The organism is Pseudomonas sp. PDM02 (assembly GCF_014852285.1).
In the GTDB taxonomy this organism is placed as follows: Bacteria; Pseudomonadota; Gammaproteobacteria; order Pseudomonadales; family Pseudomonadaceae; genus Aquipseudomonas; species Aquipseudomonas migulae.
In genome coordinates, this window is the sequence record NZ_JACVBL010000017.1 from 135,290 (window position 1) to 149,111 (window position 13,822).

11 protein-coding genes and 1 pseudogene are annotated in these 13,822 nt (G+C 59.0%); 5 read left to right on the forward strand and 7 right to left on the reverse strand.

All coding sequences use genetic code 11. The features are described 5' to 3' along the window. Nucleotides 1-14: 14 nt before the first annotated feature. From IB245_RS25720 to IB245_RS25745, 6 genes are all read right to left on the reverse strand, one after another. Nucleotides 15-2,450 carry a TonB-dependent siderophore receptor gene (locus IB245_RS25720; RefSeq protein WP_192229078.1) on the reverse strand — a complete coding sequence of 812 codons (2,436 nt, stop codon included), beginning with the start codon at nucleotides 2,448-2,450 and terminating at the stop codon, nucleotides 15-17. Nucleotides 2,451-2,542: 92 nt separating this feature from the next. Continuing rightward, a complete protein-coding gene (locus IB245_RS25725; RefSeq protein ID WP_192229079.1) occupies nucleotides 2,543-3,520 on the reverse strand; it encodes a FecR domain-containing protein in 978 nt (325 codons plus the stop codon). Further along, entirely contained in the window at nucleotides 3,517-4,023 is a 507-nt protein-coding gene (locus IB245_RS25730; RefSeq protein WP_192229080.1) for a sigma-70 family RNA polymerase sigma factor, read from the reverse strand. Before IB245_RS25730 ends, IB245_RS25725 begins: the two co-directional genes overlap by 4 nt. A gap of 170 nt (nucleotides 4,024-4,193) precedes the next feature. Further along, nucleotides 4,194-4,868, reverse strand: a complete 675-nt coding sequence (locus IB245_RS25735) for a helix-turn-helix transcriptional regulator (protein WP_192229081.1) — start codon at nucleotides 4,866-4,868, stop codon at nucleotides 4,194-4,196. 19 nt (nucleotides 4,869-4,887) lie between these two features. Then, entirely contained in the window at nucleotides 4,888-5,517 is a 630-nt protein-coding gene (locus tag IB245_RS25740) for a hypothetical protein (protein WP_192229082.1), read from the reverse strand. A 208-nt stretch (nucleotides 5,518-5,725) separates the two neighbouring features. Next, nucleotides 5,726-6,157 (reverse strand): nuclear transport factor 2 family protein, encoded by a 432-nt coding sequence (locus IB245_RS25745; protein ID WP_008032405.1) that lies wholly within the window; start codon nucleotides 6,155-6,157, stop codon nucleotides 5,726-5,728. Nucleotides 6,158-6,389: 232 nt separating this feature from the next. Here IB245_RS25745 and IB245_RS25750 point away from each other — a divergent pair. Next, nucleotides 6,390-6,611, forward strand: a pseudogene (locus IB245_RS25750) (hypothetical protein); the annotation flags it as partial. 549 nt (nucleotides 6,612-7,160) lie between these two features. Here the strand turns inward: IB245_RS25750 and ilvD are convergent. Continuing rightward, on the reverse strand, nucleotides 7,161-8,843 hold the full coding sequence (gene ilvD / locus IB245_RS25755) for a dihydroxy-acid dehydratase (RefSeq protein WP_192229084.1): 1,683 nt from the start codon (nucleotides 8,841-8,843) through the stop codon (nucleotides 7,161-7,163). 385 nt (nucleotides 8,844-9,228) lie between these two features. Here ilvD and mqo point away from each other — a divergent pair, with 385 nt between their 5' ends. The 4 genes from mqo (at nucleotide 9,229) to IB245_RS25775 (ending at nucleotide 13,700) form a co-directional block, all read left to right on the forward strand. Then, the gene (gene mqo, locus IB245_RS25760) at nucleotides 9,229-10,875 is read left to right on the forward strand and encodes a malate dehydrogenase (quinone) (RefSeq protein WP_192229085.1); all 1,647 of its coding nucleotides are present in this window, start codon (nucleotides 9,229-9,231) and stop codon (nucleotides 10,873-10,875) included. Nucleotides 10,876-11,044: 169 nt separating this feature from the next. Beyond that, the gene (gene dapF / locus IB245_RS25765; RefSeq protein ID WP_192229086.1) at nucleotides 11,045-11,860 is read left to right on the forward strand and encodes a diaminopimelate epimerase; all 816 of its coding nucleotides are present in this window, start codon (nucleotides 11,045-11,047) and stop codon (nucleotides 11,858-11,860) included. Nucleotides 11,861-12,152: 292 nt separating this feature from the next. Continuing rightward, entirely contained in the window at nucleotides 12,153-13,484 is a 1,332-nt protein-coding gene (locus tag IB245_RS25770; RefSeq protein ID WP_225609998.1) for an effector-associated domain EAD1-containing protein, read from the forward strand. A gap of 42 nt (nucleotides 13,485-13,526) precedes the next feature. Continuing rightward, the gene (locus IB245_RS25775; protein WP_192229088.1) at nucleotides 13,527-13,700 is read left to right on the forward strand and encodes a GTPase-associated system all-helical protein GASH; all 174 of its coding nucleotides are present in this window, start codon (nucleotides 13,527-13,529) and stop codon (nucleotides 13,698-13,700) included. The last annotated feature ends 122 nt before the right edge of the window (nucleotides 13,701-13,822 follow it).

Sequence of the window (13,822 nt, forward strand, 5' to 3'; positions counted from 1 at the left end):
ATCGATCGGCGGTGTTAGAACTCCGGCGTGTATTTCACGCTGAACATCACGTTGCGTGGTTCACCGTAGTTGTTGTTGCCATTGATCTGGTTGTAGGCCGCCGTGTAGTAAGTCTTGTCGAACAGGTTGTTGGCGTTCATCGCCAGCTCGATCTCCGAGGAGAGCTGGTAGCCGACACGGGCATTCCAGACGGTGTAACCCGGTACGTTGACGACGTGGTCGTAACCCAGCGTATGGCTTTGGGTCGTGAAGCCCAGGCCGGTACTCACACGGCTCCAGTCGCCACCCAACTGGTAGTTGCCCCAGACGCGCAGCATGTGTTTCGGCGTCCACCAGCTGAAGACTTTGCCTTCGTTGTCCGGGTCCTTGAGGTACTTGGTGGTGTTGTAGGTATAACCGGCAAACAGTTGCAGACCGTCCAGCACTTCGCCGCTGATTTCGGCGTCGAGACCCTGGCTGCGCACTTTGCCGGATGCCTTCGAGCAGTACCAACCGTCGCAGTTTTGCCCACCGTCCATATCGAGCGTGGCGCGGTTTTCCTGGTCGTAACGGAACAACGCCAGGGACGTATTGACCCGGCCCTCCATCAACTCGCCCTTGAGACCCAATTCGTAGTTCGTACCGATGATCGGTTTGATTACCGAGCCGCTTGTACTGCGTTCGGTTTGCGGCGTGAACACGTCGGTGTAGCTGGCATAGACCGCCCATTCGCGGCTCAAGTCATAGACGATACCGGCGAAGGGGGTGACTTCACCGTTTTCGTTGCTGGTGCTTTCAGGATCGGCGGTAATGCTGGTCGCGTCCTGGCGCCACGCTTGATAGCTGTAGTCGTACCAACTGACCCGTGAGCCGAGCACCAGGGTCAGCGGATCAATCGGCTTGACCCGCCAGCTGCCGTAGAGGCCTTTTTGGCGGATGTCATATTTGCTCGGTGTCCCACGGCCACCGGGGCTATTGAGCAAACCGTCGTAGCTGATTTCGGGACGGTTGTGATCAATGTCGAAGATGGTGTCGGTACTGTTATTGAAGGTTCGAGCGAATTTGTCATCCGAGGTGTATTTGGAATAGTTGCCGCCCACCATGATTTCCTGCTGCATGGACAAGGCTTCGAATTTGCCGTTGAGGTTCATGTCCAGAGCAACTTTGGTGGAGTCCATGTCCGTCACGAAGTCAGCGTACTGCACGCCGCTGCCATCGGCATTGATGCCGTTGCCACTGGATTGCACCCGTTGGTTTTTCGCTTTATTGGTTTCAGTCATGCGCACGGCGCCGACCTTGAAGGCCCAATCGTCGTTGAAACGGTGTTCCAGGTCGGTGTAGAGCGTGGTGACATCGATGTCCGAATGGTTCCACTTCGCCCCGGTGTACGTGCTGCGCGGCAGGTCGATGGGCTTACCGTCGGCGTAGCGGGGGAAGCCGCGCACGTTCGAGCGCGATTCGCCGTCGGACTGGCTGACTGCCAGGCCCAGGGTGGTGTCTTCACGCAGGTCGAAGTCCAGCGCGCCGTACAGCGAGGTGGTCTTGTACCATTCGGAATCGACGAACGAGTGGCTGTCGTCCTGGTCGGCAATGAAGCGCCCGCGCACGGTGCCGGCCTGGTTCAGCGGCCCGCCGGCGTCCAGTTGCAGACCGTAGTGGTCCCATGAGCCGGCCTTGCCGGTGAGGGTCACTATCGGTGCGGCCTGGCCGCGTTTGCGTACCAGGTTGACCGCGCCGCCAGGGCTGCCGGTGCCTTGCAGCAGGCCGGACGCGCCACGTAGCACTTCCATGCGATCGAAGAAAATCAGGTCCTGCGTGGCCCAGTTGCCCAGCGAGTAATAGTTGCGCGGAATCGGCACGCCGTCGTACTGCCAGTCATCGATCTGGAAACCACGCGAGCTCAGGATCAGGCCTCTGCCGACGCCTTGGGCGCCGACCAGGCCGGTGGTCTTGTTGGCCGCGTCCTTGAGATCGACGATGTCCTGATCGTCCATTTGTTTGCGGGTCATCACCGTGACCGACTGCGGGATTTCCTTGAGGGTGTGGGTGCCCTTGCCGATGGTCACCGCCCGCGCAGCGTAGGAGCCTGAGCCTTCGGTGGTGGCGTCGGTGCTGCGTTCGACGATGTTGGTCACGCCCAACTGCAACGCCGCGCTGTTGTCCGGGGCTGGCTCGACGCTGAAGTTACCTTGCCCGGTCACTCGCAATTGCAGGCCGCTGCCCGACAACGCCTTTTGCATCGCCTGTTCCGCAGGCATCTGGCCGACCACTGCCGGGGCTTGTTTGCCCTGCACCAGCGAAGGCTCCAATGAAACGATATGACCGCTCTGGCTGGCGATGGCATTCAGCGTGCTGGCGAGTGGGCCGGCCGGCAGGTTGAACATCAGGTCTTGCGCCTGCGACAGGGCAGGGCTCGCCAGGGTTGCCAGGGCGACAGCGGCGGAAAGGGCATGGGGCCACGGGTTGAACACAGCGTTCTCCTGAAAATGTGGAAGTGTCAGGAGATAGGTGGGACGAGAAATGAAAACCGGACACGAATGAGAGTTATTTTCAAAAAATTTTATCAGCGCGACTCTTTTGCACGTATCAGCGTCAACCATGGGCTGTAGCGATCCACGCGAATCGGCAGGGTTTCCGCCAGTGCCGTGAACACCCGATCCGGATCGTTCAACGGGAATACGCCCTGGACGCGCAAGCTGCGAACCTCGGGAGCCACGCGGACAAAACCCCGGCTGTACGGGCGCAGCGCATCGACGACCTGTTCCAGGGGATCGTCCAGCACGTTCAATCGCCCGCTGAGCCAATCGGCGCGATGACGCTGATCGCCGGCCACCGGTGCAATGTTCCCTGCATACAGCAAGGCCGATTGACCTTCCTGCAGGTCAAGCGTCGTGCCGTCGAACAGACGGGCTTCGATGGAGTGTTGCAGCACCACAACGCGAGTCGCATCTTGTTCCTGAGCCACCAGGAAACGGGTGCCCAGCGCACGTATTTCACCTTGAGCGGTGCGCACCCGCAGCGGACGCAGGGGGTCGGCCGCCACCTGAATCACCAGTTCGCCGTGGCGCAGAATCACCAGCCTTTGCTTGTCATCGAAGCGCAGGTCCACCGCGCTGTTCGCATTCAGACTCAGGCGGCTGCCGTCGGCCAGCGTGAAATCCTGACGCTGGCCACGGCCGGTGTGCAGATCCGCCAGCAGCGAGTCACCCAGCGGGCTGCGAATGCCGAGCCACGCGCCGCCGCCCAGCAGGCCCAGGCCCGCGATCACGCGGAGCGCATCGCGGCGTGAACCGTGGGGCTGCAACAGCAGTTGCCGCGCTTCGTTGGCTTGACCAGGCAGGCGCCGATCCAAGGCACGAATCGTGTTGAAGGAACCGCCAAGGCGTTCCTGCAAGGTGGCCCAGGCCCGGGCGTGTGCGGGGTCCATCGCCAGCCATGCGTTGAACCGTTCTTGCAGTGCGGCATCGGGTTTGCCGGCACGAAGGCTTACCATCCAGTCGATGGCCTGCTCGCTGACCGGGTCAAGGCGCGGCGTGCTCATGGCGCCAGCTCGCTCAGGTAGCACTGACGCAATGCCTGTTTCATGTAGCGGCTGACCGTGCGTTCCGAAAGCCCCATTTTGTGGGCAATCGCCACGTAGCTCAGACCGTCCAGCTGGCTGTAGAGGAACGTGGCTTTGACGACCAGTGGCAAGCCGTCGAGCGCCCGGTCGATCGCGACCAGGGCTTCGATCAGTTGCAACTGTTCTTCAGGGGAGGGGGCGAACGCCTCGGGCAGCGTGGACAGGCGTTCGAGGTAGGCCAGTTCCAGCTTGCGCCGGCGATGACGGTCAAAGATCAGTCGTCGGGCAATGGTCGACAGGTACGCGCGAGGTTGTTCGATGCTGTCGGGGTCTACCCGGGCCACTAGCATCTGGCAAAACGTATCGGCGGCGGTGTCCTCAGCGTCCGCGTGATTGCGCAGGCGCCGCTGGATATGCTGCAGCAGCCAGCGATGATGGTCGCTGAAAAAGAAGCCCAGCTTGCTGGTCGGAGGAACTTGCACCGGTTGGCTTTCCAGATGTTAGTGTGAATCGTTCTCAATACTACCTTTGAGAGGATCGCCACTGCAATCTCTGACTTCGCCGGATGCCATTCGGCCAACGCTGCCTCGACCTGAATAGGGGGGGCGGCGAGGTGTACGCGTCTTGCGATCCGGGCGATGTCGAAGACGGCTCAATCATCAACCGGATCTGTTTGCTCAGAAGGCCGCACTTTATCGGGCTCGGCGGCCGTTTCTGTGTTTGGTCGAAGCTTGAACCGGCAGACGTTACCGCCGCGCACCATGCATTCCGTGTGATCGACTTCTGCGCCGCCCAGCGTGCCGATCAAGGCCAGGTCCAGTTCACAGACCACCGGATGGGCCTCTGCGAGTCGGTGAAAAACGCAGTTGTGCGCGACGATTTCCGGGTCACCGCTGGAGCGAAAGAACACCTCCGACTGGTATCCCGCCTGGTTCATGTGTTGCACGATCCTGGCTTCGTCGACCACCTGCGATTCACGATCCAGCGCCAGTTTTCGACCCATGCTGCGCATCAGCGTGGCCAGCGCTTCGGGACCGATGATGCCGGCCACTTCATCGATCAGCACACTCGCCAGCATTTGATACTGGCGAGGAAACTGCTCCTTGGCATGGTCGGTGAGCCGGTACAGTTGCTCTGGACGCCGGCCCGTCGGCCGGGTTTCGCCCCGCAACACCAGGCCGTCACGCTCAAGCGCCGCCAGATGCTGGCGAATCGCAGTGCGCGTGACGGCCAGTTGTTCGGCCAACTCGTCAATGCTCATGCCGCTCGCATGGTGCAGCAGCGCATTGAGCAGGTCTTGCTGTGTCCGGCCCAGTCCTTCCAGCATGGTGTGTCCTCGCCCGACGTCAGAACTTGTCCGGGAACTGCTTGACCAGTGCTGCCGTCAGCGCATCGGCCAACGCCAGGATATGGCCGCGCATCATGTGCCAGGTCCGCGCTTCGCCCGCGTAATCGTGTGCGGCGAGTTCATCGATCTGCGCGACATGATGGCCCCCGTGAGCACCGAGCATGGCAACCAGCGTGTCTTCAGGCAAGTTGGGGTTGGCTTTGGCCAGGAACGCGGCAATCGCCTTGGCATTGCTGGTCAGGTCCGCGACTGCGGCTTGCTTGCCTTTGCTGTCTTTGGCGACCGTCGCATCGCTGTAATGCTTGACCGCGCCCCAGTGGCCGGCCAGCAATTTGAGCAACTGATCGGCAGCGGGCTGACCGTAGAGCGGGGCGATGCTATTGGCGATTTTGGTCGCATTGTCGACCACTTGATCGGCGGCGACTTTGGCTTGCTGCTTGTCGGCAGCCTGATTGGCGATGGCGTAGTTTCTGATCCAGAACACATGTTCGACCCACAGGTCGCGCAAGGCCAGGCGTGTGGTCAATGCAACGCTATCTGGCGCAGCCGTTGAGGCGGGCGGCGTCTGACTCCAGACCGGTTGAGCACAGAACGCCAACAGCATTAAAGCCAGGATCTTGATATTCATGACGGCACCCTCGGGAAGTGGGATTGTTCGACAATATCAATTTAAGCATAAAAATATGTTTTTATCGGGCCGACGCCCCGCGCGCAGATCAACGGTCATTGCAGGAGCGAGCCCGCTCGCGATGAACGTCAACGATGACGCAGTTTGCCTGAATCAACGCGGCGCTTATGGGGCCATCGCGAGCGGGCTCGCTCCTACACAACCCAAATCAGAACTTGAACGCCTGACGCCCGACCAGCAGCCAGTGGCCTTTCTGTTTCTGCCAGATCTGGAAGTTCTCGATTTCAGTCGGAATCACTTCAGTGCCTTTCAGCGCCTGTGCCGAGAAATGGTTGCGAACCAACGCCACGTCACCGGAGAGGGTGATGGTCTGGTTTTGCATTTCGAGGGTCTTGAAAGCGCTTCGACCGGTTTCGATGTCGGCGATGTATTCCTGCTTGTTCTGGATTTTCCCGCTGGAATGCCCGTAGGTCAGGTTTTCGGCGGTCAGAGCGTTCAGTTCGGAAATGTTCTTTTTCAGCATGGCCTGGGTCAGGTGGTCGACAGCCTGGGCCACGTCTTTTTCAGCGGCGGACGGGGCGGCCGCGACATAGCCACTGAACAGGCACAGAAATCCAACCAGCAATTTCGCTTTTTTCATGGGTATTTCCTTGTTGTTGTGGGTGATCGAGTGATGAACATAAAGATCATTCATCAGTCGTCGTACAACCTAGCATGCGCTGAGGAAAAAACGAACATGGCCTGGGGGAATTACCGCATGTCGTAAAAACCGCACGAACGCAAATAGCCCTTCAATTGCGCTGTGACGCAGTCGATAACCTGTTCAGAAACCATGCGCGAATGGCCGCACCCACTGACAGGAGACCCACAGAGTGTCGATAAAATTACGCTTGCTCTTGCTGATCGGCACCGGCCTGCTCACGGCCGTGATCATGAGCCTGGTCAGTTACCTGGGAAATTCGCAAATGGCAGCCGCAGTGAATGACAACGAGGTCAGCATGACCGCGCTGCGCAATCACCTCGAAGCCGACATGATGCATGACGCGTTACGCGCGGATGTGCTGTCAGCGATGGCGGGGAAACTGTCGCAGTCGATGGATCGGTTTCGCCTGTGAAAATGATCACGACCCTGTAGGAGCCGGCTTGCTGGCGATAGGAGCAACGCGGTTTAACGGGATACCGCGTTGTTAGCATCGCCAGCAAGCCGGCTCCTACAAATATTTGTCGGTGACGGCACCCTCGACGACGGATGACCTGTCGGTGCTGGCGGGGAAATTGTCGCAGTCGGTGGACCGGCTTCGCCTGTGAAAATAAACACGCCCCTGTAGGAGCCGGCTTGCTGGCGATAGGAGCAACTCGGTTTGACGGGATACCGCGTTGTTAGCATCGCCAGCAAGCCGGCTCCTACAAGTATTTGTCGGTGACGGCACCCTCGACGACGGATGACCTGTCGGCGATGGCGGGGAAATTGTCGCAGTCGGTGGATCGGTTTCGGCTGTGATATCCATTCAACATTGATGTTGCCAGGCCGGACCCCATCGCGAGCAGGCTCGCTCCCACATTGATTGCGTCAACGCGAAGATCAACTGTGGGAGCGAGCCTGCTCGCGATGGCAATCGCTCAAACGATACAGAATCAAAGCATTAAAGGTATTTGTCGGTGACGGCACCCTCGGAGGCGCTGGACACCGTCTTCGCATACTTCGCCAACACCCCGCGTTTGTACCTGGATTCCGGCCGCACCCAGCGGGTTTTGCGCTCGGCCAGTTCGGCATCGGAAACGCCGACCGTGATCTGCCGGGTTTCGGCATCGATGGTGATTTTGTCGCCGTCTTCGATCAACGCAATCGGCCCGCCATCAAACGCTTCCGGCGTGATATGACCCACCACAAAACCATGGGAACCCCCTGAAAAGCGGCCATCGGTAATCAACGCAACATCCTTGCCCAACCCCTTGCCCATGACCGCCGACGTCGGCGAGAGCATTTCGCGCATGCCCGGGCCACCCTTGGGCCCTTCGTAGCGAATCACGATCACATCGCCCGCTTTCACTTCGCCATTGAGAATCCCGGCCAGCGCACCTTCTTCGCCATGGTAGACCCGCGCCGTGCCTTCAAAGCGCAAACCTTCCTTGCCCGTGATCTTGGCCACCGCGCCGGTGGGCGAAAGGTTGCCGCGCAGCACCACCAGGTGCGAGTCCTTTTTCACCGGCTGGTCGAAGGGCAGAATCACGTCCTGGCCTTCCGGATAATCCGCCACGTTTTCGAGGTTTTCCGCGAGGGTCTTGCCGGTCACCGTCATCGCATCGCCATGCAACATGCCGGCCGCGAGCATGCGCTTCATCAGCGGTTGAATGCCGCCGATGGCCACCAGTTCGCTCATCATGTATTTGCCGCTGGGGCGCAGGTCGGCCACGACCGGCGAGACCTTGCCCAGCTCGACGAAATCATCCAGCGTCAACTCGACATCCACCGCGTGCGCCATGGCCAACAGATGCAGCACCGCGTTGGTCGAGCCGGCGAGGGCGATGACCACGCGGATCGCATTTTCGAAGGCTTTGCGGGTCATGATGTCGCGAGGTTTGAGGTCCAGCTTCAACAACTCCATGACCTGCTGGCCGGCGCGGAAACTGTCCGAGGCCTTGTCGCTGCCGACGGCATCCTGAGAGCTGGAACCGGGCAGGCTCATGCCCAGCGCTTCAATGGCCGAGGCCATGGTGTTGGCGGTGTACATTCCGCCGCAGGAACCGGGGCCGGGAATCGCCACTTCCTCGATCTGCTTGACCTGGATTTCGTTGATGTCGCCACGGGCATTCTGGCCCACGGCTTCGAACACGGAAATGATGTCGGTGTGGCCGGCACCGGGCCGAATCGTCCCGCCATAGACGAAGATGGAAGGGCGGTTCAGCCGCGCCATGCCGATCAGGCAGCCCGGCATGTTCTTGTCGCAACCGCCCACGGTCACCAGGCCGTCGAAGCCTTCGCAACCGGCCACGACTTCGATGGAATCGGCAATCACCTCGCGTGACACCAGCGAATACTTCATGCCTTCCGTGCCGTTGGCGATGCCGTCGGAAATGGTGATGGTGTTGAAAATGACGCCCTTGGCCCCGGCGGCATTCGCGCCTTTCTCCGCCTCGACCGCCAGCTTGTCGATGTGCATGTTGCAAGGCGTGACCATCGCCCAGGTCGAGGCGATGCCGATCTGCGGTTTCTTGAAGTCCTCGTCGGTGAACCCCACGGCCCGCAGCATCGAGCGACCGGGCGCACGCTCCACGCCATCGACCACTTGAGAGGAATATTTGCGCAGATTGTTTTTATCGCTCATGACTGCTCCTCACCGGCTCATCGAAAAAACAGGTTGAGTATAGTGGCCCCGGCGCGCGTGTTCGGACTATCAGGTCGGGAACAGACGCGCGGGTTTGCTCCGGCGTGATATTCTTCACCTCAACTTGGTTTGACCTATTCAGTTTGCGTGTCCTCGAGACGCGCCAACAGAATCACTGTCGCTCAAGTAGCTGAAGCCAATAAAGATAAAAAGTCAGTTCAGTAGGGACATATAAACTGAGGTCGATGGATCACGTCGGCCTTGTGTGCCCACCCTCCGGATCTCATGTGCGAGCCCCCACGACATTTGCCTGAATGCCGTGTGAAACAAGGGTTTCGTCGTGAGGATGGAAGGGCGGATGACGTTTTATCAAAGGTGCTACAAGATGTTTAAGAAAATGAACACGGCCCTGCTGGGGCTGGCTTTGTCGATGGGGATCACAACCGTTCACGGGTCAGAGGCAAAGAAAGTCGATGTGCTGCTGATCGGCGGCGGCATCATGAGCGCGACCCTGGGTGTATGGCTCAATGAGCTGGAACCTGGCACCTCGATGGAAATGATCGAGCGCCTCGACGGCGTCGCCCTGGAAAGCTCCAACGGCTGGAATAACGCCGGTACCGGTCACTCCGCCCTGGCCGAGTTGAACTACACCCCGGAAGACGACAAGGGCAATGTCTCGATCCCGAAAGCCGTTGAAATCAACGAAGCCTTTCAGATCTCCCGTCAGTTCTGGGCCTGGCAGGTTCAGCAAGGCGTGCTGAAAAACCCGCGTTCGTTCATCAACTCCACACCGCACATGAGCTTTGTGTGGGGCGATGACAACATCAAGTTCCTGAAAAAGCGCTACGAAGCCCTGCAAGCGAGCCCGCTGTTCGCCGGCATGCAGTACTCGGAAGACCCGGCGCAGATCGCCAAGTGGGTTCCGCTGATGATGGAAGGGCGTGACCCGAACCAGAAAATCGCGGCCACCTGGTCCCCGATCGGCACCGACGTGAACTTCGGCGAAATCACCCGCCAGTTCGTTGCGCACCTGCAAACCACCCCGAAATTCGACTTGAAACTGTCTAGCGAAGTGCAAGACATCACCAAGAACGAAGACGGCACCTGGCGCGTCAGCTACAAAAACCTGAAAGACGGCAGCAAGTCCGAAACCGACGCCAAGTTCGTGTTCATCGGCGCGGGCGGCGGTGCCCTGCACCTGCTGCAGAAGTCCGGCATTCCTGAAGCCAAGGAATACGCAGGCTTCCCGGTCGGCGGCTCGTTCCTCGTCACCGAAAACCCGACCATCGCCGAGCAACACCTGGCCAAGGCCTACGGCAAAGCCTCCGTTGGCGCACCGCCGATGTCGGTTCCGCACCTGGACACCCGTGTCCTGGACGGCAAGCGCGTGATCCTGTTTGGCCCATTCGCGACCTTCAGCACCAAGTTCCTCAAAGAAGGCTCGTACCTGGACCTGCTGACCACCACCACCACGCACAACGTGTGGCCGATGACCAAGGTCGGCATCAAGGAATACCCGCTGGTCGAGTACCTTGCCGGTCAGCTGATGCTGTCTGACGAAGACCGCCTCAACGCCCTGAAAGAGTACTTCCCGAACGCCAAGGCTGAAGACTGGCGCCTGTGGCAAGCCGGCCAGCGCGTGCAAATCATCAAGCGTGATGAAGCCGCCGGTGGCGTGCTGAAACTGGGCACCGAAATCGTTGCTTCCGCTGACGGCACCATCGCCGGCCTGCTGGGCGCATCGCCAGGTGCCTCGACCGCTGCGCCGATCATGCTGACCGTGCTGCAGAAAGTGTTCAAGGACAAGGTCGCTTCGCCAGCCTGGCAGGAAAAACTGCACCAGATCGTGCCAAGCTACGGCACTCAGCTGAATGGCAGTCCTGAGAAGGTTGCACAAGAGTGGGCTTACACCGCCAAGGTCCTGCAACTGACCCCGCCACCGGCGATCGGTCAAGTAGCGGCCCCGGCAGCTGCCCCGGCTGAAGCGCCAAAAGCGCCGAAGGCAAACGCTGCAACTGATATGGCTCTGTAACTAGACGCCCAGTCAAAAAGCCCACTGCACCGGTGACGGTCAGTGGGCTTTTTTGTGCCTGGAATTCGGGGCTGGCGGGTAGCTTTCGCTGACCCTCACACAACTTGCAAAAGCACTGCGAATGGGGCTAGATCGCCTGCAAACGGCCATTCACCACAGGGATCTGTCTATGCCGCTGAGTTTCCACAAGATGCACGCCAATGGCGACGACTTCGTGGTCGTGGACGCGCGAAACTCGGCCAACCCAGTGACAAGCGCCCTGGCTCGGCGAATGGGGGATCGCCACCGCGGCATCGGTTTCAATCAACTCGCGGTGGTGCTCGATTGCGAGGATGCCGATGCGCGGTTGATGTTCTGGAATACCGATGGTTCCACGCTGGATGTGTGTGGTAGCGCAACGCGGGGGGCTGCGGACAGGCTGATGCGCGAATCGAATTCGACGTCGATAACGCTTCGGACCAACCGGGGGCTTCTCACTTGCCAACGAACCTCCAACGGCAACATTTCCGTCAGCATGGGGCAGCCGCTGTTTGGCTGGTCGGATGTTCCCCTGGCTCATGAAATGGATACGTTGGTTCTGCCCCTTGATGGCGGCCCGGCGGCGTGCAGTATGGGTAATCCGCACTGCACCTATTTTGTGGATGACCTGACGGCGATTGATATTGCGGTCATCGGACCCACCCTTGAAACCCACCCGCTGTTTCCGCTCAGGACGAATGTGCATTTCGTCCAGATAGTTGACCGCAAGCATATTCGGCTGCGCATTTGGGAGCGCTGGGGCGGTATTCCGTTGGGTTCAGGTTCGTGCTCTTGTGGTGCTGCGGTTAATGGGATTCGTCGGGGGTTGTTGGACGATACCGTTGAGGTTGAATGTGATGGTGGGAGTGTTACGGTTCAATGGGATGGGGTGGGGGCGGTGTTTCTGATTGGGCCGGTGGAGGCGGTTTTTTCAGGGACAATTGCGGATAGCTTGTTAAGAGATTGATTGCTGCTTTGTCGTGAAAAGCGGAGGAACCCCCATTGGGCTTCGAAGCAGAGCTGAGTGGGCCCATTCACTGCCCTTCGCGAAAGGCCGCAATCGGCCAATAGCTGCCATTTGGTTTGTCTACAGGACCCGGGGCGATTCATGGTGAACGCGTCGCGTCACTCGTATCGAAATGCCAGTACAGTGGCGTAGTATATGGTCTCGCCGGCTGAACATGTCTCCTGAAACGACAAGTCCGCCCCTTTGCGCACAATCAACATTGAGCATCCACATCGTTATGCCGCCTACTCTAATGCCTCAGTCTGGCCTAGCCGACGTTCTAATTCTCTGCGCCTTGCAAGATGAGTATCACGCTCTTCTATCCGTTAAGACGGGACTGACGGGCCAAGGTTGGCAAGAACGAAAAACCAGCAGTGGCTGGCAAATTGCGGAAGCACAGTTCCTTTCCGACAGCGGGTCTCCTGTGTTGGTGATTGCGTCATTTTGCGCATTTATGGGGAAGGAGCAGGCTTCTGCTACATTGGCCCATCTCTGGGGCGAAGTGCCGGCTCGTTGCATTGCCATGTCGGGCATTTGTGCAGGACGTCGTGGCAAGGTTGCTCTCGGGGACGTGCTCATTGCCGATCGCCTCTATTCTTACGACGCCGGTAAACTGACCGTCGTCGACGGCGTATCAAATTTTCAGGGCGATCCGATCCAGGTTGGGCCAGGCCCTCATTGGGTCCAACGCATGCAGATTGTCGCGGGTGTTGCCCCTGGAAGCTGGATCAACGAGCGCCCGCAGTTGACCCTCGAAACTCAAGAGGATTGGGTTCTGCTCTGCGGGTTAAAAGGTCTCCATCCGCAAACCCACCCGGACTTTTGGCTGGCGTGTCCCGATTGGACGTTGGTTTTAGAGCGACTTCGAAAACGAGGGCTCATCGACGACAAGGGGCTGATCACATCTGCTGGCGAAGATCGCGCAGGCGAACTGCACCTCCAATTTAATGGACGACCGCGCCTCCCCCCCCCCTTTCAGGTACACGTCGCTCCCATCGCAACGGGCTCAGCGGTTGTCGAGGATGACAAGATCTTCTCGCGACTAGGAGAGTCAATGCGCAAAGTGCTCGGTCTCGACATGGAGGCAAGTGCATTGGGCGCGGCCGGAGAGTTTATTCGCGTTCCGGTGATTGTCGCGAAGGGTGTGTCCGATTTTGGTGACCCGGATAAAGACGACCGCTATCGTATTTTTGCCGCTCGCGCCTCAGCCGAGTATCTCGTGTTACTTATGAGGCAATCGGTTGACTTGCTGCATGGCACTTCCCAAGCGCGAGGCCGTGTCTCAACTGACGCTGAGGCTCAATCGCCGTCTTCGTCCGCTAATAACGGTGTCCCTCGAGATTTAATTGATTTTCTGTCGGACTCCTACCCAAGCCACGATGACGCCCGAGCTGTCTGGGTACGAGCAGGTGGCAAGGCTGGTCAATTACCCACCATGAATCGCGCGTTCGACACCTGGCAGCGTATATGGATACTCACTCAACAAGGCGCCTCGGTCAGTCCAGTACGCTTGCTGTCTGAAGTCAAACATGATTTTCCGCACAACCCGATCCTGAGCCGATACCTCTCGCAATGCGATTGTTAACGAACTAGGCCAACATCTATAACAAATGCTAAGGAGAGCCCCATGGCAAATGTGCTTCAAGAACTATTGGCGGCAGGATTGATTGACAAGCTCGAGGGTAATGACGAGCGATTTAAGAAAATGACTCAAGCGGCTGATAGTTTAGCCAAAGCGTTCAAGAAGAACCCCGCGTTACTGATTCCTGCCATCCTGACCGTCTTGGATGGCGATGTGTAGTGGTCTAATGAAACCGGACACCCATTTAGGCGAGAATGCTCGCCAGATCGAGGTGTCAGATGACCAAACAACGCCGCTCCTTTACTCCTGAATTCAAGCGCGAGGCTGCCGACCTTGTGCTC

Coding starts and splice junctions, on each gene's coding strand:
- IB245_RS25770 (WP_225609998.1), top strand. CDS start 12,153: ATGCCTCAGTCTGGCCTAGCCGACGTTCTAATTCTCTGCGCCTTGCAA.
- IB245_RS25725 (WP_192229079.1), bottom strand. CDS start 3,520: ATGAGCACGCCGCGCCTTGACCCGGTCAGCGAGCAGGCCATCGACTGG.
- IB245_RS25745 (WP_008032405.1), bottom strand. CDS start 6,157: ATGAAAAAAGCGAAATTGCTGGTTGGATTTCTGTGCCTGTTCAGTGGC.
- IB245_RS25735 (WP_192229081.1), bottom strand. CDS start 4,868: ATGCTGGAAGGACTGGGCCGGACACAGCAAGACCTGCTCAATGCGCTG.
- dapF (WP_192229086.1), top strand. CDS start 11,045: ATGCCGCTGAGTTTCCACAAGATGCACGCCAATGGCGACGACTTCGTG.
- ilvD (WP_192229084.1), bottom strand. CDS start 8,843: ATGAGCGATAAAAACAATCTGCGCAAATATTCCTCTCAAGTGGTCGAT.
- mqo (WP_192229085.1), top strand. CDS start 9,229: ATGTTTAAGAAAATGAACACGGCCCTGCTGGGGCTGGCTTTGTCGATG.
- IB245_RS25775 (WP_192229088.1), top strand. CDS start 13,527: ATGGCAAATGTGCTTCAAGAACTATTGGCGGCAGGATTGATTGACAAG.
- IB245_RS25740 (WP_192229082.1), bottom strand. CDS start 5,517: ATGAATATCAAGATCCTGGCTTTAATGCTGTTGGCGTTCTGTGCTCAA.